Genomic DNA, 23,077 nt, shown 5'->3' with positions numbered 1-23,077 from the left:
GTTAGATTTGTTTTGTGGTTTCAGGCCCTTTATTGATGATTTTTCCTGCTAGCATTAAAAATAGCAATCCCAATAACAAATAAAGACCAATAAAACCAAGCAAGGTGAATAATGTGTTTCCCGATGAGACGGTTGGCGAAATGCCATCAGCAGTTCGCAAGAGATTATAAACCAACCAAGGTTGCCTACCCAATTCTGCGGTGTACCAACCTGTAGTGTTCGCTATATATGGAAATGGCAACATAAACATCAGAGACCATAAAATCCATTTGGTTTTATAGAGTTTCTTTCGGAGCAATTGAATGCTTGCAAGAAGCATTAAAGCAATAAAAATTGTACCCAAGCCAACCATAATATGATATGAATAATACAATCCAGGAATGTTAGTGGGGTATATACTTTCATCAAATTCATTCAAGCCTTTTATTTTAGCATCCCATCGCTGATAAGTTAAAAAGCTCAACACATTTGGAACGGCAATTTTGTTGTCGAGTTTTTTATTTTCCGTATCTGGCTGCCCAATTAAAATAATTTCAGAACCTTTATCTTCTGTTTCAAAAATTCCTTCCATAGCCGCGAAAGTTACAGGTTGATGTTTTACAACATTCTTAGCGGTCCAATCTCCTGTGGGAAAAGCCACCAAAACACTAGAAATCAAACCAAAAATCACTCCAGTTTTTACGAAAAGTTTTCCGAATTCACTATGTTTATTGCTTAACAGATAGAATGCGCCTATGGCTGCCACTACAAAAGATGCTGTAATAACTGAAGCCAATTGATTGTGCAAATAAGAAGGCAGCAACCAAGGGTTGGAAAACAGAGCCCCAAAATTGTTAAGCACAAATTTTCCATTCTCTAAAATTTCATAACCTACCGGATGTTGCATCCAAGAATGGGTAGCTATAATTAAATAACCACTAGCCCAAGACCCTAAAAACACTAGAAATCCCGTTAGGAAATGGAGCTTTTGACCCATTAATTTTTCTCCAAAAAGAAATAACCCCAAAAACGAAGATTCAAGGAAAAAGGAAAACATCCCCTCCATTGCAAGGGTCTGCCCTATAATACCCCCTGTAAGCTCTGAAAACTTTGCCCAATTGGTTCCAAATTGAAATTCCATTGGAATTCCGGTAACAACACCCATTGCAAAATTAAGTGCGAAAATCTTCATCCAAAATTTCGCGGCATCGTTGTATTTATCAATTTTGGTTCTTAGGAATTTCCATTTAAAATAGACAATCATTAAAGACAGTCCCATGGTCAATTGTGGAAATAAATAGTGGAAAGTGATAGTAAATGCAAATTGCATTCTATCATAAAAGAGCATATCTTCCATACTTCAGAAAATTGATGGTGAAAATCTAAACAAAGATAAAAGATGCAGCTTCTTTATAATGCAACTTTTGTTACAGTTTGTAAAATATGCTGCTCCTTTTTCTACCTTTATCTAAATTATCCATATTTTGAACCTCAGAAAATACCAATCTATTTAAAACCATGATAGTCCACGACTTCAGCAACGAAAATTCTGTTCTCAACCAATTTGTTCTGGAAATGCGCGATGTTTCCATTCAAAAGGATTCCATGCGCTTTCGGAAAAATATTGAGCGTATTGGGGAAATTCTCAGTTATGAAATGAGCAAAACACTGCACTATAAAACGGAAGTGGTAAAAACGCCGTTGGGGGAAAAGGAAATGAAAGTACCCGAAACAGATATAGTAGTTTGTTCCATTTTACGGGCGGCCCTGCCCCTCCATACGGGGGTTATAAGTTTTTTTGACAAGGCCGAAAACGCCTACATCTCTGCATTCCGGCACCACGCGGATGGCGATGATGCCTTTGAAGTGGTAGTAAATTATCTGGCATCGCCCTCCATTGAGGGAAAAACCTTGATATTGACCGACCCGATGCTGGCAACGGGAAAAACGTTGGAAAACGTACTTAAAGCCTTTAAAAGTCACGGAACGCCAAAGCAAATCCATATTCTATCCATCATCGGCGCCAAACCGGGAATAGCTTATATCCAGGATAAATTTCCCGAAAATACACATCTTTGGATAGCAGCCGTAGATGAAAAACTAAACAGCCGAGGCTATATTCTGCCTGGCTTGGGCGATGCTGGCGATTTGGCGTTTGGTGTGAAACTTTAAAAATTCATTCTCTTTTTAAAATGAAAAACAGTTCATTTCCCGCACGGGGAGGAATGGAATTGTAGGCTGTTTCCATTTTCTCAATTTTGAATTTTTCCGAAAAAAGCTTTTCATATTCGTCTTTATTCCCCCCAAAAGGCGGCTTGTCATCATTTAAAGGAATATTGAAGAGCAATCCTACTAGCTTGCCATTTGGCTTGAGCAGTTTGTACATTTTATTTACATATTCTTTACGAAAGGATGGATCCAACGCACAAAAGAAAGTCTGTTCCAAAATCAGGTCGAAGGTGTCCTCCAATTCAAAAAAGTCGGCGTGCAAAAGGTTGTCCTTAGGAAATGACGGGAGGCGCTCCGCAAGATTTTTTAAGGGTATAGATGAAATATCCACCACAAAAACATTGTTAAAACCGTTTTCAAAAAGGTATTCCGCCTCATAGGAATTGCCGCCGCCGGGGATCAAAATCTTTAAATTTTTATCTGAAAGTTGGTCGATGTATTCCTTTATTGGCGTAGAAACGCAGCCTATATCCCAGCCCGTTTCACCACTTAGGTATTTGTGGTTCCAAAAGGTTTCGTAATAATTCATATACTAATTTTCAAAACGGATACTCCAAATGCCGCGCACTTCATTTTCGCCGTAGCCAGTAGCCTTATCCATTGGGTACAGTTCCTGTATCTTGGACAAGGTAAGAGTTTCCAGTTCCTTTCCGGGAGTGCCGTGGCATTTCAAGCACATGGAATTGGTAACGATGGGGTAATAAAATTCTGTTTCCTTGCCCATATCCACAACTATCGGGTTTACCTCGTCTCCGGCAGCCACTTGCTTTTTGAAGTTTTCCAGGTATTGCAGTTCTGCGGCATTGGCCTTGTTTTGTGGGTTTCTCGGTTTATCGGTAACGCGTTTTATATGGGCCTTATGGACCGTAGCCATACTGTCCGTTATGGGCAGAGCTTGGACATTACAAAAGTCAAGTGCAGCGATAACCCCGTTTTTCTGGATCTGGCCCATCAGGTTTTTCCCCAATTCAGCCTTGGTGGACTGGGCCATTTGCATGCCGCGTTCCTTTACGGAAGGTTGGGCATTTGTATCTCGGTTTTTACCCATTCCTTTGCCATTCCCCATTCCGCGACCCATTCGGCCTTTCATCTGCGGTCTGTCGCCGTGCATTTGCTTGTAGTGGGCGTCAAACCATTCGGGCTCTTCTATATCGTTATCAAACATATAATCTGCAATTTGCTTGATAGTTTCCTCTGGATAGAATTGATAGGGCATCAATCCGAATTTCTTGATGGCGCCGGGCATTTTTGATTTTTCTTCGGAAGGATTCTTGGCCCACGCCACCATTGCCTCAATAAATTCTTCCTTTGAAGTCTCCTCAGAAATATAATGCATCTTTACGGCTACCATCGGCGGGGCAATCATTGCATCTTCGGCAGTTTTTGGATTGTGGCAAACGTAACAGTTGTTTTCCATCAATTTCTTGCCGGGATGCTCCTGATTTATTTCGGTTTCAGTGTTGTCAGTATTTTCAGCAATCGCCAAATATTCTTTACGAGAATTGGTATTGCAGGCAGTGAATAAACCGATCAAAAATAATGTGGCTAAAAGTTTCATATTTTGAGTATAAAGTTGTGGACACTTCAAAAATAAAGGGAAAACACACAATTGACAGTAACAAAAGTTACACTTCAAACTTTTTAAAATGAAATGATTAGGTATTACCCAAAATTTAAAGTGAAACTATTTTAATGCTATTTCGGTTAAGCTCGATTTTCCCCATGGATTCCAGCTTCTTCAACAAACGCGACACCACCACGCGCGAGGTGTGAAGCTCATACGCAATTTCCTGATGCGTGGAATTGATCAGGGAATCATTTGTTATCTTCTTTTTGTTTTGAAGGTATTTCACCAAACGCTCGTCCATATTGTAAAATGCGATGCTGTCAATGGTTTCAAGCATTTCGGTAAGGCGGGCGTGGTAACTTTGAAAGACGAAATTGCGCCAACTTTTATACTTGCCCGTCCACTCCTCCATTTTTTGGATGGGTATCATTATCAACGTGGTGTCGAGCTCTGCGATGGCTCGGATCTCACTTTTGGTCTGTCCCAAACAGCAGGTTAGGGTCATGGCGCAGGTATCGCCGCGTTCCAAAAAATAGAGAAGCAGCTCGTCGCCGTCGTCGTCTTCCCTTAAAATTTTTATGGCCCCCTTGAGGAGCAAGGGCATGGAACGGACGTAATCGCCAATCTCAATTACCTTTTCGCCTTCCTTGACTTCCTTTAAAACCCCTACCTGGCCAATTTCATCAATTAGGGCGTCCTCAAAAATATGTGAGAAGTTTTCCTTTAAATTATCGAGCATTATCACTTTGTTTGGTTGGTTTTTTTTTTGACTTACGAAAATACCGAATTTAAAATTAATTTTTCCTGGCTTCCCGCCTTTCCTGTCGCTCCAGTTTTCTGAAATAACCGCGGAAAAGGAAATTGTGCCGCAGCGCCTCCATATTTTCGTTCAATTTCTCTGCGGCTTCCTTTATATCGAGCATCGTGGAATCGATATTCTTGACCAAAACCTCATCTTGCGTAATGTAATTCAAAGCACCTTTTCCCGATTTTATTTCGGTGAGATAGGCATCGAGATTTTGGGTTATTTCATTAATGTCCTCGCTCGATTTTTCAAGATTGCTGAATACGCCCCTTATTTGGTTGGCAGAAACCGTATCGCTCAAAAGCACGGCCGCCGCACTTTCATCATAATTGACTTTTGAAATAAGGGCGTTGATGCGGGAAACCGCCGTGGAAGTACCCGCAGCGGTTTGTTTGAGTTCAATTACCGTCTGCCTTAAATCCTGGGCCAGCAAGGTATCAGTTACCAAAGCGCCCAAAGTGCCTTTGCCCTCAAGGATTTTATTGGTAATCTTAAGCAGATCGGCGGTGAGCAAGGCGGCGTTTTCATTGGTGGTGTTCAGGGTGGAGAGCATATCGTCGGCGCCAATCTTGCTGTAAGACTGGATGGTATCGCCGGAAATTACGGGTTTGGCACTGGCAACTTTCCCCGGAATAATGTTCACGACCATGCTTCCCACCAAGCCATCGGAACCGATGGAAGCAATAGCATCGGTTTTAATAAATCTTGCCGTCTTTTCCTCAATCATCATTTGGATGGTGATGCTTCCCTCCTCGATCATTTCAATCTTGCTTACCGTACCTACGTTTATACCGGAGTAACGCACGTTGTTGCCTATAATCAAGCCGTTTACGTTTCCAAAGGTACCGTAGAGCTCAATGTTTTTGCTGAAAATATGCTGTCGGTTGCCGATGGAATAAAGCGCCGCAATAAGAATGGCGGTGCCCACCACTACGAAAAGACCGACTTTTATTTTTTGGGAAGTTGATTTAACCATAATTTTTAGTTTTTAAAGAATGCCCGGGTTTGGGGATCGCTGGAATTTGACAGTTCATTATAAGTACCCTCGGCATAGTTGATTCCATCTACCAGTAATATTATTCTATTCGAAATTACCCTTGCGCAATCCACATCGTGGGTGATAATGAGGGAGGAGGTGTTGTACTCTTTTTGGATGCTTCGCATAAGCTGGATAATCTCGTTTGCCGTAATGGGGTCCAAGCCCGTTGTGGGCTCATCGTACATTATTATTTTGGGCTTTAAAATTAGCGCCCGTGCCAGTGCTACCCTACGTTGCATTCCGCCGGAAAGTTCGGAAGGCATCAAATCGATGGTGTGCAGCAGTCCCACGCTTTTTAGCGCATCTTGTACGGATTGTTCCGTACTTTTAAAATCCTCAATTTTATCTTTGTGTCTTCGTAACGGAAACTCCAAGTTTTCCCGAACGGTCATTGAGTCGTACAAAGCACTGCCCTGAAAGAGGAAACCGATTTGCGTCCGCAGAAAATCCAGTTCCCTTTGGCCCATGGTGATTATGTCGTGACCGTTAATGGTAATGCTTCCGCTATCGGGCTGGATCAAGCCCACAATACACTTGACCATAACCGATTTCCCCGACCCAGATTTGCCCATAATCACCAGATTTTCCCCTTCAAAAAGTTGAAGATTGAAACCTTTGAGCACATGGTTTTCGCCAAAGCTCTTGTGGATATCTTTTAACTCAAGGACTGGGGTTTGGTTTTCTTTTTTCATTTAAACTTCAAAAAATATATCCGAAACAAATACGGCAATAAAATCTATTATAAACAATAACATAGAGGAATAAACCACCGCTGAATTTGAGGCTTCCCCTACCCCCACGGTACCTTTGGAACAATTGTAGCCTTTGTAGGTACCCACCAGGCCGATGGCAAAGCCAAAGAATACGGTCTTGACGGTTGCGGGAAGCACATCGCTAAAGCTCAAGGCATCAAAAACCTTATTAAAATAGAGCGTATAGGAAACATCTCCCTTTAAATTCTCGATTATAGCAGATCCAAATAATGCGACGGTATCTCCCGCAATTACGAGCAAGGGCAACATTAAGGTAACCGCCAATATTCTGGTAACCACCAAATATTTGAACGGATTGGTGCCCGAGACCTCCATTGCGTCTATCTGCTCGGTTACACGCATGGAGCCGAGTTCCGCGCCTATACCGGAGCCAATCCTTCCCGCGCAGATCAAGGCGATTATTACCGGGCCGATTTCCCGCACTATGGAAATACTGATCATGGATGGCATCCACGAGGCCGCGCCAAGATCGGTCAAAGTGGGGCGCGATTGAAGCGTAAAGACCAAGCCCAAAATAAAACCCGTCACCATTACCAAAAACAGGGAGCGAATGCCCATATTGTAGCATTGGCGTATCAATTCCCTAAATTCAAATGGTGGACTGAACAATTCCCGAAAAAAACGTCCGGCAAACAAGGTCATATCGCCAATTTCAGCGAAAAACGATTTTGTACGGGTTATAAGAGAATTTTCTTTTTTCATATACAACAGGGAAAATCAAAGATAATCCTACGAATAGGGAATAACTATGACAAACATCAGCAATAAATTTAATTAACAGATTCAAAATCTTATTCTTAGCCAAGAGATACCATCCAAATTTACCTATCAATTTTGAGCTCGATTATGATTTTGGTCAGGGTTTATTTGCTTTAATTTTCACAATTTTGTTATCAAAATTTAGAACAATGACGAATCTTGGTTTAGTCCTTTCCGGTGGCGGAGCAAGGGGCGCCGCGCATATCGGGGTATTAAAGGCATTGGAGGAGCACGGCATTTCACCCACCCACGTTTCGGGCACCAGTGTGGGCGCCATTGTGGGGGCGCTGTATGCGGCGGGGGTTCATTGGTCTGAAATACTAAGATTCTTTAAAACCATTTCAATTTTTAACACCAAAAGATTCGCCTTTAACAAACCGGGGTTTTTGGATACCGAAAAGTTTTATGACGATCTAAAAGTGTTTTTCCCGAGGGATAATTTTGACGCCCTTGAAAAATCGCTCTATATAACCGCGACCAATGTGATTTCGGGAAATTTAAAGATTTTCAGCAAAGGGCAGCTTATAAAACCGGTTATAGCTTCCGCTTCCTTTCCGGGCGTTTTTACCCCAACCGAGATCAATGGTTCGTACTATATAGATGGGGGAATACTGAATAACTTTCCGGTGGAGCCGCTAAAGCAACACTGCGATACAATTATTGGGGTGTATATCAACTCCCTACAGAAAATCAGCATCAAGGATTTGAACCATTCCTATAATGTTGCCGATAGGGCACTTAAAATCAGGGCGGTATCAGATTCTATAAGAAAATTTCCCGAATGCGATTTGGTTATTGCGCCCAAAGATGTGGGAGGCTTTGCCATATTCGGTATGAGCAATACGGATGCTATTTTTGAAATGGGGTATTCTGAAGCGATGACCGCTTTAAAGGAAAACGAAAACCTATTTAAGAATTGACTACAATTCAATTTCAAGTTGGATTGGGCAGTGATCGGAGCCATAATATTCCGATAATATCGCTACATTTTTTATTTTTTCGAGCAAGGATTCACTTACCAAAAAATAATCTATGCGCCACCCACTATTGCGCTCCCGAGCCTTAAACCGATAGCTCCAATAGGTATAGGCCACAATATCCGGATGAAAATGCCGATAGGTATCCACAAAACCTGCGTTGAGTAAATTGTCCATTCCGTCAATTTCAATTTGGGTATAACCTGCGGTTTTGTTGTAATTGGCCTTATCATTTTTAAGGTCAATGGGGCGGTGGGCAACATTTAAATCGCCGCAAAGAATTACAGGCTTTGATTTTTTCAAATTTATAAGATAGTTTCGGAAGTCGTCATCCCAAGTCTTTCTATAATCCAGCCTTTCCAATTGTTGCCCAGAATTGGGAACATATACATTGACCAAAAAGAAGGTCTCAAATTCCAAACAGATTACCCGGCCTTCATTGTCGTGTTCCGCAACACCCATGTCGTACGTTACCGCCACAGGTTCCTTTTTACTCAAGACCGCAACGCCAGAATAGCCTTTCCGCGCTGCCGAATTGTAATATTGGTGGTAGTGGGTAATTTTAGACAAAGCCGTTTTTACCTCGTCATCTTGGGCTTTGGTTTCCTGAAAGCAAATAATATCTGGGTCCATGTTTGAAAAATCCCCAAAGAAATCCTTTTTGGTTATGGCCCTTACGCCGTTGATGTTCCACGAGATTATTTTCATAGCATCTGTTCTTTTTGTAAATATCTGAAAGGTGAAGAGAAATTGCAATTATATACTTGTGAAATCTTCGCAATTGCACAACTTAAGCGACACATCTATAAAGTACCATAATCACCGCAATACCAAAAATGGTAGTATAAATCAGTTTATTGTATTTCGCCAACCAATTCGGAAGGAAAATATCGAAGTTCGCTTTGGGGGAGTCGGAGTACTTTCGGGCAATAACCGTAAGCGGACAAAACATTTTAAAAGCCAGTAAAACCAAGCCTTCCAACAAAACAAGGGCTATGCAGATCCAGACCCATATGTCAATTTTATTGGCGATGGCGGCGTATAAAAGATAGAAAATCACCACATTGAAAAACAGCCAAATAACCGTATGAAGGCTTTTTATAAACAGCAGTTTATCATTTTTTGAATAGGCCATTTTCCTAATCTGAAATTTTCAAATTGTACTGAACATCCTGTAAATAGAATTTTCCGTAAACAAAATCGCCTTCGGGAAAGTGCCAAACGGCATCGGCAGCAACGGGCAGTTTATAGCCGTTGACCGTGCCGTATTCGGTAACGGGGGTTGAAAACGGGACGTTTTGGTTGGAATTCACATCCACCCTATCTTCCGAAATAAAATTGATCAATCGCCCACTCTCGTCGAATTTCAAAATCGCCGATACTGAAACTTCTCCATTGTGAAAAACAGCCTTTACCGAATTATTATCCAAGGTCTGCCAATCGATCCGTTTATCAACCAAGGCTGCTGGCGCAAAAAGGCACATATCGTTAAAAAAAGTGACGGTCTCGGTCTTGAAAATTTCGGGTTCCGCGATATTTACCACAGGAAAAACGGACAGCAGTTTTATAAGCATCGATGCCTTTCCATCTTTATATCGATGATAGCCCTGGGTGGGCAAGCCTTTGAAATTGGCTTTCATAAAAAACAAGCGCGTGGGATCTTCAAAAAAATTATACTGTTCCGAAGTGAATGCGAACCAATCCTTTCCCTTTTCGCGCATTTCGCCTTTAAAAGTGGCTTTAGCGGTTTTAATTTTAGGTTTGCCGATTGCCCCGACGTATTTCAAATAATTCTGAACCGCAATGGGAAGCTGGGCAATATCGGCTTCAGAGATTATTTCTTCGGAAATGTTCACGCTTTCAAAAGATTGGGAAATATCCTTTTTAAATTCCCTTTCAAAATTCCAGCCCGCCATTGCCAATAGGGCTACAAACAATACAATTAAATTGGCAAGGGTGCCAAATTTGGCGTCCTGCCAATTGACAATAATCAAAACCTGCGATACTACTATCGCAGCTACGCCAATCCAAAACCAAAGATTGTTTTTCAACAGAAATAGAATTCCTATCGTTATAAAAGTCAAAGCGACCGCGAGCCATAAAAGACCTTGCGGTTTTGAGAAATTTTGTGACAATTGTGGAATTTCAGCTAAGTTAAAAGCTTTTAAAAAGCCCATCAAATGAATTAGGCCGTGAAGGGAAAGAAGGATGGCAAATGCAATTTTCATTTAAAATGCTTTTGTGAGTTCAGTTTTAAAAATCCCAAGCCAAACCAATTCCAAATGAGATATAATTCAGTTTAAATTCGGTTGAAACATTTTCAATCGTTATATCCCTAGAAAGCGAACGGTAGCGAAGCATTGGGCGCAACGCGAGGTTGGGGGCAAACTCATAATCTACTCCTGCAGCAACTTGCCATCCAAATCCGTGGCCAGTGTCGGCGGTAATACTGCCACTGTTATTTTCAATTTCTATATGATTGTAAACCGCTCCGGCCCTTGCCAAGTACGAAAATGCGGAAGTACCGATAGGTTTTATGATTTGAAAACCGAATGTATATCCTGTTTCCTTGAGTGTAAGTTCCTCAGTCAAAAAATTATCATCACCCTTAAACTCGTTTAATCCCCAACCCGCATAGGCTGAAAAATGGGGCATAATTTTATATGCGCCAGTAAGTTCAAAACCAAAGCCAATTTTAGTGTCGGTATTGCCCACGTCACCAGTGGGAAAATTAAGTCCAGGCCTAAACTCCAACGACCATTTTTCCTGTGCTTCCGCGCCAATTGAAAACAGCAGCATGGTGGCAACAAACAAAAAACTGAACTTTTTCATAATGTTTAGGTTTTCGTGAAACACTCAAATTTACATTGGAACGCAGTTTTTTACTATGACAAAAATCAGTTAATTATTGTTTATCAATAACTTAAATCCAATTAAGAAGAGGAAATAACTGTTTTTGAAATTTGTTTGCGTTTCCACCATTTCACGATTTCAAACCACAACACACTCAACATCCCGATCCCAACACTTAGTGAGAGCTGGGTAATATTTAGACTTTCAAATCGGAAGAATTTAGTCAATGGAGGCACAAAAAGAAGCAAAAGGGTAATGCCCACGGTAATGCCCACGATTATTGGCACCAAGTTATTTTTATATTTAAAAGTGGTGATAATAGAGTAGATAAAAGAGCGGTTCACAAAGGTCAATACAATATTTGCGGTTATAAGTGCAGTGAAAACCATAGTGCGGGTTACCGCTTCATTTGAACCGTCATTTACCGCAATCTGATAAACCGTAAGAACTCCTGCCGTAATGACCAATCCTTGGATTATACTGGTGAAAAGCTCGCTCCAATTAAAAAAGGTGCTGGAAAATGGTCGTGGTTTTTGGAGCATGGAATCCTTTTCCAGCGGTTCGTTTTCATAGACTATCGAGCAGGTGGGGCCCATAATCAGTTCCAACAAAATAACGTGTATGGGCGTGAAGATATTGGGATAGACCCAGCCCAAAACCAAGGGGATAAAAACGGTAAGAATTATGGGAATGTGGATAGAGATGATATACTGAATGGCCTTTTTTAGGTTGGAATATATTTTTCTGCCCATCGCCACGGCGTCAACCATTTTGGAAAGGTCGTCGTCCGCAAGGATCAACGAAGCGGAATGCTTGGCTATCTCGGTGCCCTTCTTCCCCATTGCCACCCCGATATTTGCGGCTTTTAGCGCCGGGCCGTCGTTTACACCATCCCCAGTCATCGCCACTATGTGGCCCTGCGCTTTTAGGGCGTTGATTATTTTAAGTTTCGCTTCGGGAAACATCCGCGCGAAAATATTTTTTTCCGAAGTGATCCTTGCCAGTTCCGAATCGCTCAGATGCACAAGGTCATCACCCGAAATAACCTCCCCAGAGCCCCTAAAATTTACCTTTTTGGCAATGGCCGCAGTGGTTTCGGCAATATCGCCAGTGATGATTTTAACCGCAATGCCCGCATTGTAAAAATCCTGGAATACTTTTGAAGTATTCCCTTTCGGCGGATCGTAAAAAGCGACGAGCCCCTTAAATTCAAACTTGAAATGCTGTTGTTTTTTTGGCCAGTCAGTTCCTTCAAAATTTGAAATACCCACACCCAAAACCCGATAACCCTGGGCTGCCAGATCCGTTATTGTCTTTTTTAAAATTTCCTTTTCACTATCACTTAAACCTGAAACTGCCATCAAAGCTTCGGGCGCACCTTTGGCAGCGATGATTCTATCTCCCTTGTCATTTTCAAAAATATGGGTCATCATCGGGGGTTTGCCTCCCAGAGGATATTCGTGGACCATTTTGAAATTGGGTCTTTCATCGTTTCCAGCAATTGTTTCATAAAAACTGTGCAGCGATTGCTCCATGGTGTCAAAAGGAATGGGCTCGCTGGCCCACATGGCGGTGATTATAAGTTCCTTTTCACTGGCGGAAAGCTCTTCTTTTACTGAAGTAATCTTATCGGTTTCCAGCGTGAAAATTTTATCGAGCCGCATTTTATTCTCCGTAATCGTCCCTGTCTTATCAACACAGATTATCGTGGCACTACCTAGGGATTCCACGGTTTTCATCTGTTTTACGATTACGCCCATATTCATCAGCCGCCACGCGCCAATGGCCATAAAGGTGGTAAAGGCAACCGGGATTTCCTCCGGTAAGATGCTCATGGCAAGGGTAAGCGCCTTTAACAGACTGTCCAAAACGTCTTGGGAATTGTAGTAATTGATGCCCCAAACCAAGAGAAAAACCACCGCTCCGGCGATTACCATCTTTTTTACAAAATTGTTTATCTGGAGTTCCAACGTCGATTTTTCGGAAGAAATATCCTCTATGCTCTTCCCAATTTTCCCCACCTTGGTCTGGTTGCCTATCGCGGTTATTTCGGCTATGGCAAGGCCGCCCCCTACTTGGGTGCCCATATAAATCTTGTTGTCTGCGGAATTTGCGTCTTTTTCAACCGAAAAGGATTCCCCCGTTAAAATGGACTCATTTACCGAAAAGTCATTGGAATGGACGATAATGCCATCGGCCACAATAGTTGACCCTTCCTCCACCATCAAAAAATCGCCCACCACCACGTCTTGGCTCATTATTTCAATGACTTCCCCATTGCGGATTACCTTACAGTGGGGTTGGGAAAGCTCCTTTAGTTTTTCGAGGGCGTTATGGGTTTTTGCATCCTGATAAAGTGAAATGGCAGCGACCAAAAGAATGGCGGCGGCGAGGAAAATACCGTCCCCCGTATTTCCGGTGAAAAAATAGAGTGTTGCGGCAACCAGTAGTAAAATGACCATCGGCTCCTTTACCAAGCCCTTTATAGCCTCAAGAAAGTGGTTCTTCTTTTTTGATTCGAGAACATTGCTGCCGAATTTCTTCCGCGAAGCCAAGACCTCGGCATCGGTCAGACCTTTTATGTTGAAGTTGGTTATGGGCATTTATAGAACACGTTTAATTGATCTATAAATTTAAGTATTGTTAACCCATTAATTTATGACAACTATCATTTAAAGAAATGAAATTATCAAAAAGTTTAAATGAGGTCTCGACTGCGCTCGACCGGACATATTTTGGAAGAAATTTACAACGGAATATTCCCGTGCTTCCTAATGGGCCGCGGAACGTCTTTCGTTTCCAGCATCGCAAAGGCCTTCAGCAGTTTTCTGCGTGTTTCCCGTGGCTGGATTACTTCATCAATAAACCCACGTTGTGCAGCTTTAAAAGGATTGGCGAATTTTTCAGCGTATTCTGCTTCTTTTTCTGACAGTTTCAACTCAGGATTTTCAGCAGCAGCAATTTCCTTTCTGAAAATAATCTCACTGGCGCCCTTGGCTCCCATCACGGCAATTTCGGCGGTTGGCCATGCGTAGTTCATATCGGCGCCAATGTGTTTGCTGTTCATCACGTCGTAGGCGCCACCGTAAGCTTTTCTGGTAATTACAGTCACCCGTGGCACGGTTGCTTCGCTTAAAGCATAAAGCAATTTTGCGCCGTTCAGAATAATACCGTTCCATTCTTGGTCCGTTCCCGGAAGAAAGCCCGGCACATCAACCAAAACCAAAAGGGGAATGTTGAAACAATCGCAGAAACGCGTAAACCGTGCACCTTTTTTGGAACTATCCACATCCAAAACGCCCGCCAAGCTCATCGGTTGGTTTGCGACGATGCCAATGCTTCTGCCGCCCAATCGCGCAAAACCGACTATAATATTGTCCGCGTAATCCTTATGCACTTCAAAAAACGAATCCGCATCAATAATTCCCTTGATTACGGCGTGCATATCATAGGGTTTGTTTGCGGAATCCGGGACGATGGTCTCCAGTTCCTCCCGAAACTCATCGGCAGCTTCAAAAGGCAGTTTTTCAGTTACGGATTTGTTGTTCTGTGGAAGATAGCTGAGCAGCGTTTTTATCTGTTCCAAACACACAATATCATTCGCCGCCGTGAAATGTGTCACCCCACTTTTGGTGGCGTGCGTGCGCGCGCCGCCCAGTTCTTCGGAAGTAACGTTTTCATTGGTCACGGTTTTAACCACGTTGGGCCCGGTAACGAACATATAACTGCTGTCCTGCACCATCAAAGTGAAATCGGTCATCGCAGGCGAATACACTGCCCCCCCGGCACAAGGTCCCATAATTGCCGAAATCTGCGGGATTACTCCCGAAGCCTGCACGTTTCTGTAAAAAATATCGGCATAGCCGCCCAAACTCCGCACACCTTCTTGAATTCTTGCCCCACCGGAATCGTTTAAGCCAATCACGGGTGCGCCAACGCTCACGGCGTGGTCCATTATTTTACAGATTTTCTCCGCGTGGGTTTCGGAAAGGGCTCCTCCAAAAACCGTAAAATCCTGTGCAAAAACATATACCAAACGGCCGTTGATGGTGCCATAGCCCGTAACTACCCCATCGCCGTAATACACTTCCTTTTGCATATCGAAGTCTGTGGTTCTATGGGTTACGAGGATGCCCATTTCTTCAAAGGAGCCTTCGTCGAGGAGATATTCCACACGTTCGCGGGCGGTGAGTTTTTTCTTTTCGTGCTGTTTTGCAATCCGTTTTTCGCCCCCGCCTTTTTTGGCTTCGGAAATTATTGCTTGCAGTTTTTTATTGTTGTCGGTCATATTTGTGATAATTGAAGCCTCTGCGAACTCTGCGCCTTTGCGGTAATAAATTGCACCGCAGAGACGCAGAGGGCGCAAAGAATTTACTTCGGCATACGAAGTATTTCTGAATCTTTTAAATATTGCTTTAATGCGAAAAGGGCTGCAATTTGCGCTTCTTCCTCATTGATAGCTTTTAGTTTTTCTTCGGAATAGTATTTTTTTACAAAATTGGTGTCGAAATTTCCGCTTCGGAAAGCTTCGTGTTCAAAAACAAATTTTCCAAAGGGAAGCGTGGTGCTTACACCTTCAATATCGTATTCCGAAATGGCTTCCAGCATTCGCTGCATCGCCTCGTTTCGGGTTTTTCCGTAGGTTATCAATTTTGAAAGCATGGGGTCGTATTGGATCGGCACCTGCATTCCTTCGGTAAAACCATCGTCCACGCGGATGCTTTTTCCGCTTGGCGGACGGTACACTTCCAACTTTCCAACGCTCGGCATAAAGTTGTTCAGCGGGTCTTCGGCATACACGCGAAGTTCAAAAGCGTGGCCCGTGATTTTTAAATCTTCCTGCGAAAAGGAAAGCTTTTCATTATTGGCCACATTAATCTGCTGTTCCACCAAATCGAGCCCCGTAATGAGTTCGGTAACGGGATGCTCCACTTGAAGGCGAGTGTTCATTTCGAGGAAGTAGAAATTGTGTTTGTCGTCCAAAAGAAATTCCACCGTGCCCGCGCCCACATAATCGCAGGCTTTTGCAACTTTTACAGCCGCTTCGCCCATTTGGTTGCGCAATTCCGGCGTTAAAACCGAGGAAGGCGCTTCCTCCACCACTTTTTGGTGACGGCGCTGAATGCTGCATTCCCGCTCAAAAAGATGGACGGTATTGCCAAAATTATCTGCCAAAACCTGGATTTCAATATGTCGTGGTGAAGTGACAAATTTTTCAATAAAAACGGAGCCATCACCGAAAGCGTTTTCAGCCTCACTGATGGCGCGTTTCATCTGTTCCTCAAATTCGTTGGCGTTTTCAACGATGCGCATTCCCTTTCCGCCACCGCCAGCAGAAGCTTTTATAAGAATTGGGAAGCCAATCTCTTTTGCAATTTCCTTTGCTGCGGCAACATCGGTAATGGCCTCATCGGTGCCGGGAACCATCGGGATGTCGTATTTTTTTACGGCATCCTTTGCGGCGAGCTTGCTTCCCATGATGCGGATGGCGTGCGATTTTGGCCCTATAAAAATCATTCCGCTTTTTTCGACACTTTCACCGAATTCCGCATTTTCACTTAAAAATCCGTAGCCGGGATGGATGGCATCCACGTTCAATTCCTTTGCAACCTTTATGATTTTATCGCCCAAAAGATAGGATTCGTTGGAAGGTGGCGGGCCTATGCAAACGGCTTCATCCGCAAACTTTACGTGGGGCGCATTTCTATCTGCTTCGGAAAACACGGCAACCGTTTTAATGGCCATATTTCGGGCGGTTTTCATGATTCGCAATGCAATTTCGCCTCTATTGGCAACTAATATTTTTTTAATCATTTTTTTCTAATTCAATTAGCAATTTTCCTTTATCGACTGTTTCGCCTTTTGCGATGTTTACCGATTTGATAACGCCGTCACGTGGAGCAGTCAAGGTATTTTCCATTTTCATCGCTTCCAAAACGCAAATAAAATCGCCTTTTTTTACTTCATCTCCTGCGGAAATATTAACTTCCAAAATAATGCCCGGCATTGGGGCGTGGATTTCATCTTCAAAAGAATCATTTCCAAGCGAAAGCCCCATCTTGGTAATAAGGGCATCCAATTCGTTTTCTATCTTGACTTGATAGCGATTGCCATTTATCGATAAAGTGTAAATTCTGTTTCTAAAATCTGCCCCGAGGGTTTCAACCTCAACAGGTTTATTATTATAAATAACATTGGATTTTTTGTTATCTGATATAACATCAAGTGTTTCCAAGTCTTTCGAGTGCAATGAAAACTCAAAAGTATCATTGACAATCGTTTTAAATTTTTCTTCCATAAACTGAAATTTTGATAAAGATAATATTTGTGGAAAGATTATGCCAATGCTTATCCATCGTAAAATAAAAAACCTCGCTGATAAATTATACCAACAAGGTTTTTGCTTTAAATATTTGGCTTTAAACCTATTTTTTGGGCTTTGATTTTGGTTTCGGTTTAGGTTTTGAACTTGCCGCTTTTGGTTTTGCTTTTACAACACTTTCTGAATTCAACTTTTTTCTAACCCCGCTTAAGGCGGTCCTTAATTCACTTATTCTGGTTTCCAAATCTTTTTGTGGCTTGAAAACATTATCCGTTAAACCAGTTATTGAATTTAGAGACTGGGTTAAAAATTCAAGATGCTCCAATTCTGCAGATTTTTTTGCTTCGGAACCGGCTTTTTGCCAAACCTTCTTGAAGTTTTGAATGACCTCATTCCATTTTGTTTCTATTTTTTCATCTTCAATAATTAAGAGAAGGCACAAATCGAAATTTAAAAAAGCAATCAAATCCCAATACTCAAGATCTTCTGCATCCGATTTTTCTTTTAATTTATATTGAAGTTCAACAAGGGTTTGCTGTGCTTCGGAAACGGATCTTAATTTGTATTTTTTCTTATCAACCGTAAATTCACTTCCATGGTTCATGACTCCACTGAATACCAACAAGCAAGCGAGTTCGATGGCATTTGCGAGGGAATAGGTTTTATTTGAATTTAAATCATTTTTAAAAGCCCTTTCGTAATGCGAGATTGCAGTTTTATAGGCATTGATCCGCTTTTTAGTATCTGGGGCCAGCATCGCCAAGCGTTTGTATGCACTGCCCAAAAGATTGTGACGTTCTGCGGTTTCTCCTGCGAAAAGTAAAACCGAAAGGTCGGCAATAACACGTTCCGTCTTTTGATACGCTTCTTTTTTGGAAGCTGCGGTGGCATTTTCATTTTCGAAAATTTCCTTGATGTACATCTTTGCCCGTGTGTTGCAATATTTTTCCATACAAGAAAAGGAGAAATCGGCATTTTCCATTTTTAAAAGTTCTTCATAATTATTTGAAGCTTCAATGTACATTGCCAGTTCCTGATAAATTTTGGCGACTCTTTCTATAATTTGTGGAGTTCTAAAAACATCCCTGTCCACCGCTTTCATAATGGTATTCAATTCTGCCAAATGGTCTTTATCTGCACCGGTTGCCATCTGCAATTGGTTGAGCAGGTTATCCAGGTGTATTTCGGCTTCTTGCGGAACTATATAACTTGGCGACCAAGAACCTTTTCCGGCAGAGATTCCTTTCAGTTTAAAGAAAGGATCGCCATAACATTGATAGGCGCCCCAAGTATTGTTGCCCGGGTGTTTTTCATAAATGTAGTTTCGGGCATTTTTTACGGCATCGCCAAAATTATCCCCAGAGAACATACTGCTGTAAAATACCTGTGAAAAATCCAGTGCAGCGACATCATTCACGGCCCATCCCGCTGCGATTACGGCTTTCACACCTATACTTATCAATTCGGCACCAATATTTGCCGCCAGTTTATAGCGATCTTGATAAAACCTTTCATCTTCCGCATTGCTGTAACCAAGGTGGCAACAGTTTACGAAAACGAGCTCTGGCACTACGGGCATCTGTTGTATTTCGAATACTGTGAGGAATATATCCTTTCCGATAACCATTCCAGATTTTTTCGGGGATTTTGGATTGAAAACCCCGTGACCCGCCAAATGTATTATTGTATAATCGTTACAGAAAAAATTCTTGACTATGCTCTCGGCATCTGTGCCTATAAGGCTTGTGGTAGGGTAACCCACATTTTCCAAGGTGTCCTTAACCATCATTCCTTCTTCTTTTGCACCGGGCAATTGGGAAATAAAACCATTCAGAATAGGATCGGCAATAATTAAGGCGCCTTTTTCGGCAACACGTTTTATGTTAATTCGATAATCCTTTGTGGATAACTGCCGAATCATTCCGGCGTTTATACACAGAGGTTTGGCATTGGTTGTATTGTCCTGTAGCAATTCCCACGGATAGGAAGCTGTTTTGGTATCCAAAATCCAAGAGATATTTCCTTTTCGTTTAAGCTTTTCCTTTAAATTATTCGGAATCAACAACTCAAACAGTGTTTTTGCGGTGCAGGCAGACCATTGGTTACTGCTGGAGGCTTCCGATATAAACAAGTCTATTAACGGCGTACTGCTATAAAGTTCATTTTCCTCTTCCCTGGAATCGCCTGTGGAAGAGCCAAAAATCATACTTGAGGGCTCCCCGGTTTGTTCGTTGGCTTCTTTGTATTTAATAGTTATCCTGTTCCACCAATCTTCCGCAGTGTCCAGCGGTGTTCTCTTTTGGATACCCAATAGGTTTTTGATCCGTTTACTGCCTATAATAATATTGTAGGTTGAATTTTCCTTATTGGCTATTTTGTTTAACACATACATACAATTTAACGCACGGTCTGCATAAAGTTCAATAATTTCAATATTTTGGACCGTTCTATAACCTTCATCCTGCAGCATTTTAACTTTTTCATTGGCGCGGTTCACGCCGTCAATAATGGCTTTTAAGGAACCCTCTACCGAAAGGCCGCCATAGCCCGTTGCCACGATTAAAGAAGAAATTCCAATTCCTTTTTTGGGAACCGTTGCTCCTCGAATGCTTAACAAATAATTTAAAACTCCTTGTTCCACAGATTTTGAAAGTTGAAAAGAAGTAAGCTGATCTGGCTCGCCAAGTCCAACGATTATTGCGCCTTCAAAGTCACTACCCTGCATTTTGCCGAATAAGGCATTGGTGCCTATTTCACCCGGATAAAGTCCCAATCGATGCTTTGAGGTGAGGCTTCCGTTTAGGTAATTATCAATGGCTCTTTCTGCATAGAGCACCCCGTCATTCAAGAAATGCCCGGCAATGATTGGATAGGAAGCATAGCGCAGATCGCCATTGCTAACGCTGATGGTAACCGGAATTTGGCTGCCAACGGGTTCCATTTCATCCGCAAGGCCCAGTATGGTTTTTTCCAAACCATTTTCGGATAGATCAAAATTTATATCCGGTTCAGCCCTAAAGATTGTTTCTTCCCCGCGCAACAAAGGTTTGGTATTGCGGAGCAATTTGGTTTGCCCGGTGGAAAGGATTTCCTCAATTGCATTAAAAAGATCTGGTTCATTGGCCAGTGCGCCGTGTGTTACGCGAGAATAATAAACGGCATTGGCTTCAATAAGCTGTTTGGGGATGCCGGATGCCCAAGTTACACTTTGATCTCCTTCACTTGTATAAAGGAAATACAGTTGTTTTTTCGGAGGAATTTCATCAAGATAATAACCGCAAGGCGTCATTTTATCCTTTCCGGCAATATACACCATACTCGAATAATCTATATCATCCCTTTTCTTTAAGATATTATCACGGTAATTTTTGAAGTAATCCAGATCTGATTGTAACGGCAATGGCCAATCCGTTTTTCCGAAATATTTCCGCATATTTTCCCAAGTCTCCATTTTAGCGAAATCGTTTTTCGGATCGGTTGTTAAAGGAAGCAAGGCCAAAATTCCCGGGAATTTCGAAAACATTTTAAGCAACGTTTCTTTGGTATGAAAAAGGTCCAATTTGCTCAGCTTTTGGATTATAGCGTCCTCTCCGAACAAAACCGAGGGAATACGGAACGAGCCCCCAAGAGGCGATCCGAGAAAGAGCAGTCTAAAACCTTTTGAAGCTTTTAGGTCTTGCCAAGTATCGTCGTGGTTAAGAATAAAATCACGCACCAACAGCCCGCCCATGGAATGCCCAATAATTTTTATGGGCTGCCCAATTTTAAGCAAACTTTTAATTTTTATACTGAACTCAGCCGCACATTCGGGAAGCGGTTTGCGCCAATCAAAGGGATATACCACCACATCGTATTTGCCCGATAACCATTTGTAAAGTTTATAATATGAAGTTTTTACTACAGAATCCGCAACAATTTTATTTACATTGGAATACCCAAGATTGACTAATCCTCCAGTAAGAATACGACCATAATGAAGCCAAATTTCCTTGTCTTTCTGTGAAAGATTGGAGCCCATTATTCCAGGAAGCATAACTACTATCGGTTTTGTTCCCGAAGGTGGCGATGTTGAAGGATACAGTTCGCCATATTCCACAAGTGCTCTGTCACTTCCGGGAATTTCATCCTGTGCAATACATTTAAATCCAGGGATAAGTTCCCCTTCAGCGGTTTTAAGAACCAAGTCTATCGCTTCGCGGGTTTTATCATTTTCAAAGTACTTGACGTGGTTAACGTCGGCGCCTTGATCAAAGAAATATTGAATGTTGTCTTTACGTTTTGCACCCAAATACATGGAATCTGTATTTACAACCAAATCATTACGTTGCCAGTAGAACAATTTCCCGAGGATTACAAAAAGCCCCTGTCCTGAAAAACTTACCCTTCCATTGCCCGAAATAATAGCCAAAGGTTTTCCGTTAATGGCGGTTTCCGGTGAAGGGTCGTTCAATATTTTTATAAAGGGTGATTCCGGTCTTTGGGCTTCCAAACCGGGAAGTACCGAAACGTCGTCCTTACTCTCAACGGCTGCGGAAAGCAATTCCTTTAAAACATCCCCAAACGGACCGCCAACTAAGGTTATCAAATTGAAAAACACATTCAGAATGTGATCCAACCTTTTTGAAGCCAGCTTGGTACCCGCAGCGGGACAGCCAACCCTGATAAATTTGGCTACGGTTATCTTTTTATCCTTAAAAATTCTGTTGAGCGCTTCAATGTTTTCAATGTCTTCTTCCCTATCGCCTTCTTTTTCGAGCAATGCAATGTGGTCATTGGTAAACCCAATGGCTGTTTGCTCATTGTTATTGCTGTACTTATTCAGAATATCGCCCACAATCCCGCCTCTGGAATGGGTGAGCATATGCACAACGGAATTATCGGGCAACATTTTGGCCAATTTCACCACATTCAATAACGGACTTTCGGTAAGGGTTCTATGCTGAAAAGCGAGCACGTTTTTACCATAAATCTGATGCAGCGTATTCCAAACGGGAGAAGCCTTTAAATCCTGAAATGCCCCAAACGTGTCTGAATTCGTTCCGTGGATAAAAAGAAAAAAAGGACTGTTGGAAGGTTTTCCATCGAAAGCCCCAAATTTAAAATCCCTATCAACCGTAAACAGCGCTGCGCCTGTATCCAAAAAGTTTTTGGGCATAACGGCAGTGTCAATTTCGTTTTGCAGATGTTTGTCCTCCAGTTTTTTTGAAAGTGCCGCAACCCCACTCCCAACGGCCTTTTTCGCGAATACTTTTAAAAGTTTCAACGCAATTTTGCCAACAATTCCCCTTTCCGTTGAAGGCGCATCCACCGAATCGGGCATCACAAAAACATCGGGCTGCATATCACGGCTGCCGGGAGGTTTTAGGGCCGGATCGAGTTCCGGAAAAACCTCGTGCATGGTCGAGGCATCGCACATCCACGAGGTGCCGTCGTCGAGAACCAATTCCAACAACTTATCATTTTCCCCAAGCTGTATTTCGTGTTGGTTGGAAACATCCCTATTGCTGGCCTGTAAATTATAAACAACGGCTCCTTCTGCGTCGGTTTCCTTTTCACCATAAACTACTAGTTTTTTGATCGGTTCCATAATGTTGATTATTAGTTTTTCGTTAAAAATTGAATAGCCCTTCTTGTGAAAAAAATTGAATTCGGGCGTATAACACTCAAATCCAGAAATTTAAACCAACACTAAAAGTACGATTAAAATAGCTAATCTAACTTCAAAATATTGACAATGAGCCAACTAAATAAATAAGGGAGTTGTTTTTGAGGAG

Annotated in this window: 18 protein-coding genes; 2 read left to right on the top strand and 16 right to left on the bottom strand. The window is 42.1% G+C overall.

Translation table 11 applies throughout. The annotated features are described in order from the left end of the window. Nucleotide 1: 1 nt before the first annotated feature. On the bottom strand, nt 2-1,336 hold the full coding sequence (locus tag Q2U82_RS10525) for a cytochrome ubiquinol oxidase subunit I (protein WP_045080062.1): 1,335 nt from the start codon (nt 1,334-1,336) through the stop codon (nt 2-4). A gap of 161 nt (nt 1,337-1,497) precedes the next feature. Here Q2U82_RS10525 and upp point away from each other — a divergent pair, with 161 nt between their 5' ends. Next, entirely contained in the window at nt 1,498-2,151 is a 654-nt protein-coding gene (upp, locus tag Q2U82_RS10520) for a uracil phosphoribosyltransferase (protein ID WP_045080063.1), read from the top strand. A 4-nt stretch (nt 2,152-2,155) separates the two neighbouring features. Here upp and Q2U82_RS10515 read toward each other — a convergent pair whose 3' ends face one another. From Q2U82_RS10515 to Q2U82_RS10490, 6 genes are all read right to left on the bottom strand, one after another. Further along, on the bottom strand, nt 2,156-2,737 hold the full coding sequence (locus Q2U82_RS10515; RefSeq protein ID WP_410004830.1) for a methyltransferase: 582 nt from the start codon (nt 2,735-2,737) through the stop codon (nt 2,156-2,158). 3 nt (nt 2,738-2,740) lie between these two features. After that, entirely contained in the window at nt 2,741-3,766 is a 1,026-nt protein-coding gene (locus Q2U82_RS10510) for a c-type heme family protein (RefSeq protein WP_410004829.1), read from the bottom strand. 115 nt (nt 3,767-3,881) lie between these two features. After that, nucleotides 3,882-4,514 (bottom strand): Crp/Fnr family transcriptional regulator, encoded by a 633-nt coding sequence (locus Q2U82_RS10505; RefSeq protein ID WP_410004828.1) that lies wholly within the window; start codon nt 4,512-4,514, stop codon nt 3,882-3,884. Between the two features lie 55 nt (nt 4,515-4,569). Then, on the bottom strand, nt 4,570-5,556 hold the full coding sequence (locus Q2U82_RS10500) for an MlaD family protein (RefSeq protein ID WP_410004827.1): 987 nt from the start codon (nt 5,554-5,556) through the stop codon (nt 4,570-4,572). A 5-nt stretch (nt 5,557-5,561) separates the two neighbouring features. Beyond that, entirely contained in the window at nt 5,562-6,311 is a 750-nt protein-coding gene (locus tag Q2U82_RS10495; RefSeq protein WP_410004826.1) for an ABC transporter ATP-binding protein, read from the bottom strand. Beyond that, entirely contained in the window at nt 6,312-7,094 is a 783-nt protein-coding gene (locus Q2U82_RS10490) for an MlaE family ABC transporter permease (protein ID WP_272856368.1), read from the bottom strand. A gap of 206 nt (nt 7,095-7,300) precedes the next feature. Here Q2U82_RS10490 and Q2U82_RS10485 point away from each other — a divergent pair, with 206 nt between their 5' ends. Further along, the gene (locus Q2U82_RS10485) at nt 7,301-8,071 is read left to right on the top strand and encodes a patatin-like phospholipase family protein (protein WP_410004825.1); all 771 of its coding nucleotides are present in this window, start codon (nt 7,301-7,303) and stop codon (nt 8,069-8,071) included. Here the strand turns inward: Q2U82_RS10485 and Q2U82_RS10480 are convergent, their stop codons facing one another. The 9 genes from Q2U82_RS10480 to Q2U82_RS10440 all read right to left on the bottom strand — a co-directional run bounded on the left by Q2U82_RS10480 (nt 8,072) and on the right by Q2U82_RS10440 (nt 22,890). After that, nucleotides 8,072-8,836 (bottom strand): exodeoxyribonuclease III, encoded by a 765-nt coding sequence (locus Q2U82_RS10480; protein WP_410004824.1) that lies wholly within the window; start codon nt 8,834-8,836, stop codon nt 8,072-8,074. Between the two features lie 82 nt (nt 8,837-8,918). Beyond that, entirely contained in the window at nt 8,919-9,263 is a 345-nt protein-coding gene (locus tag Q2U82_RS10475) for a hypothetical protein (protein ID WP_410004823.1), read from the bottom strand. Between the two features lie 4 nt (nt 9,264-9,267). After that, nucleotides 9,268-10,356, bottom strand: a complete 1,089-nt coding sequence (locus tag Q2U82_RS10470; protein WP_410004822.1) for a DUF6544 family protein — start codon at nt 10,354-10,356, stop codon at nt 9,268-9,270. A 25-nt stretch (nt 10,357-10,381) separates the two neighbouring features. Further along, nucleotides 10,382-10,960, bottom strand: coding sequence for a porin family protein (locus Q2U82_RS10465; RefSeq protein ID WP_410004821.1), 579 nt, complete (start codon nt 10,958-10,960; stop codon nt 10,382-10,384). A 101-nt stretch (nt 10,961-11,061) separates the two neighbouring features. Continuing rightward, a complete protein-coding gene (locus tag Q2U82_RS10460) occupies nt 11,062-13,584 on the bottom strand; it encodes a cation-translocating P-type ATPase (RefSeq protein WP_410004820.1) in 2,523 nt (840 codons plus the stop codon). 143 nt (nt 13,585-13,727) lie between these two features. After that, nucleotides 13,728-15,269: an acyl-CoA carboxylase subunit beta gene (locus Q2U82_RS10455; RefSeq protein WP_410004819.1), complete on the bottom strand. Its 1,542-nt coding sequence runs from the start codon at nt 15,267-15,269 to the stop codon at nt 13,728-13,730. A gap of 83 nt (nt 15,270-15,352) precedes the next feature. Further along, nucleotides 15,353-16,792 carry an acetyl-CoA carboxylase biotin carboxylase subunit gene (gene accC / locus Q2U82_RS10450; protein WP_410007153.1) on the bottom strand — a complete coding sequence of 480 codons (1,440 nt, stop codon included), beginning with the start codon at nt 16,790-16,792 and terminating at the stop codon, nt 15,353-15,355. Next, entirely contained in the window at nt 16,788-17,279 is a 492-nt protein-coding gene (locus tag Q2U82_RS10445; RefSeq protein ID WP_410004818.1) for an acetyl-CoA carboxylase biotin carboxyl carrier protein subunit, read from the bottom strand. The genes accC and Q2U82_RS10445 overlap by 5 nt, the downstream gene beginning before the upstream one ends. A gap of 127 nt (nt 17,280-17,406) precedes the next feature. Beyond that, the gene (locus Q2U82_RS10440; protein ID WP_410004817.1) at nt 17,407-22,890 is read right to left on the bottom strand and encodes a CHAT domain-containing protein; all 5,484 of its coding nucleotides are present in this window, start codon (nt 22,888-22,890) and stop codon (nt 17,407-17,409) included. Nucleotides 22,891-23,077 lie beyond the last annotated feature (187 nt).

Origin of the sequence: Aequorivita nionensis (assembly GCF_046352995.1) — a bacterium.
GTDB lineage: Bacteria > Bacteroidota > Bacteroidia > Flavobacteriales > Flavobacteriaceae > Aequorivita > Aequorivita nionensis.
The sequence above is the reverse complement of the archived record's forward strand: the minus strand, read 5'-3'. Positions and strand labels throughout refer to the sequence as shown.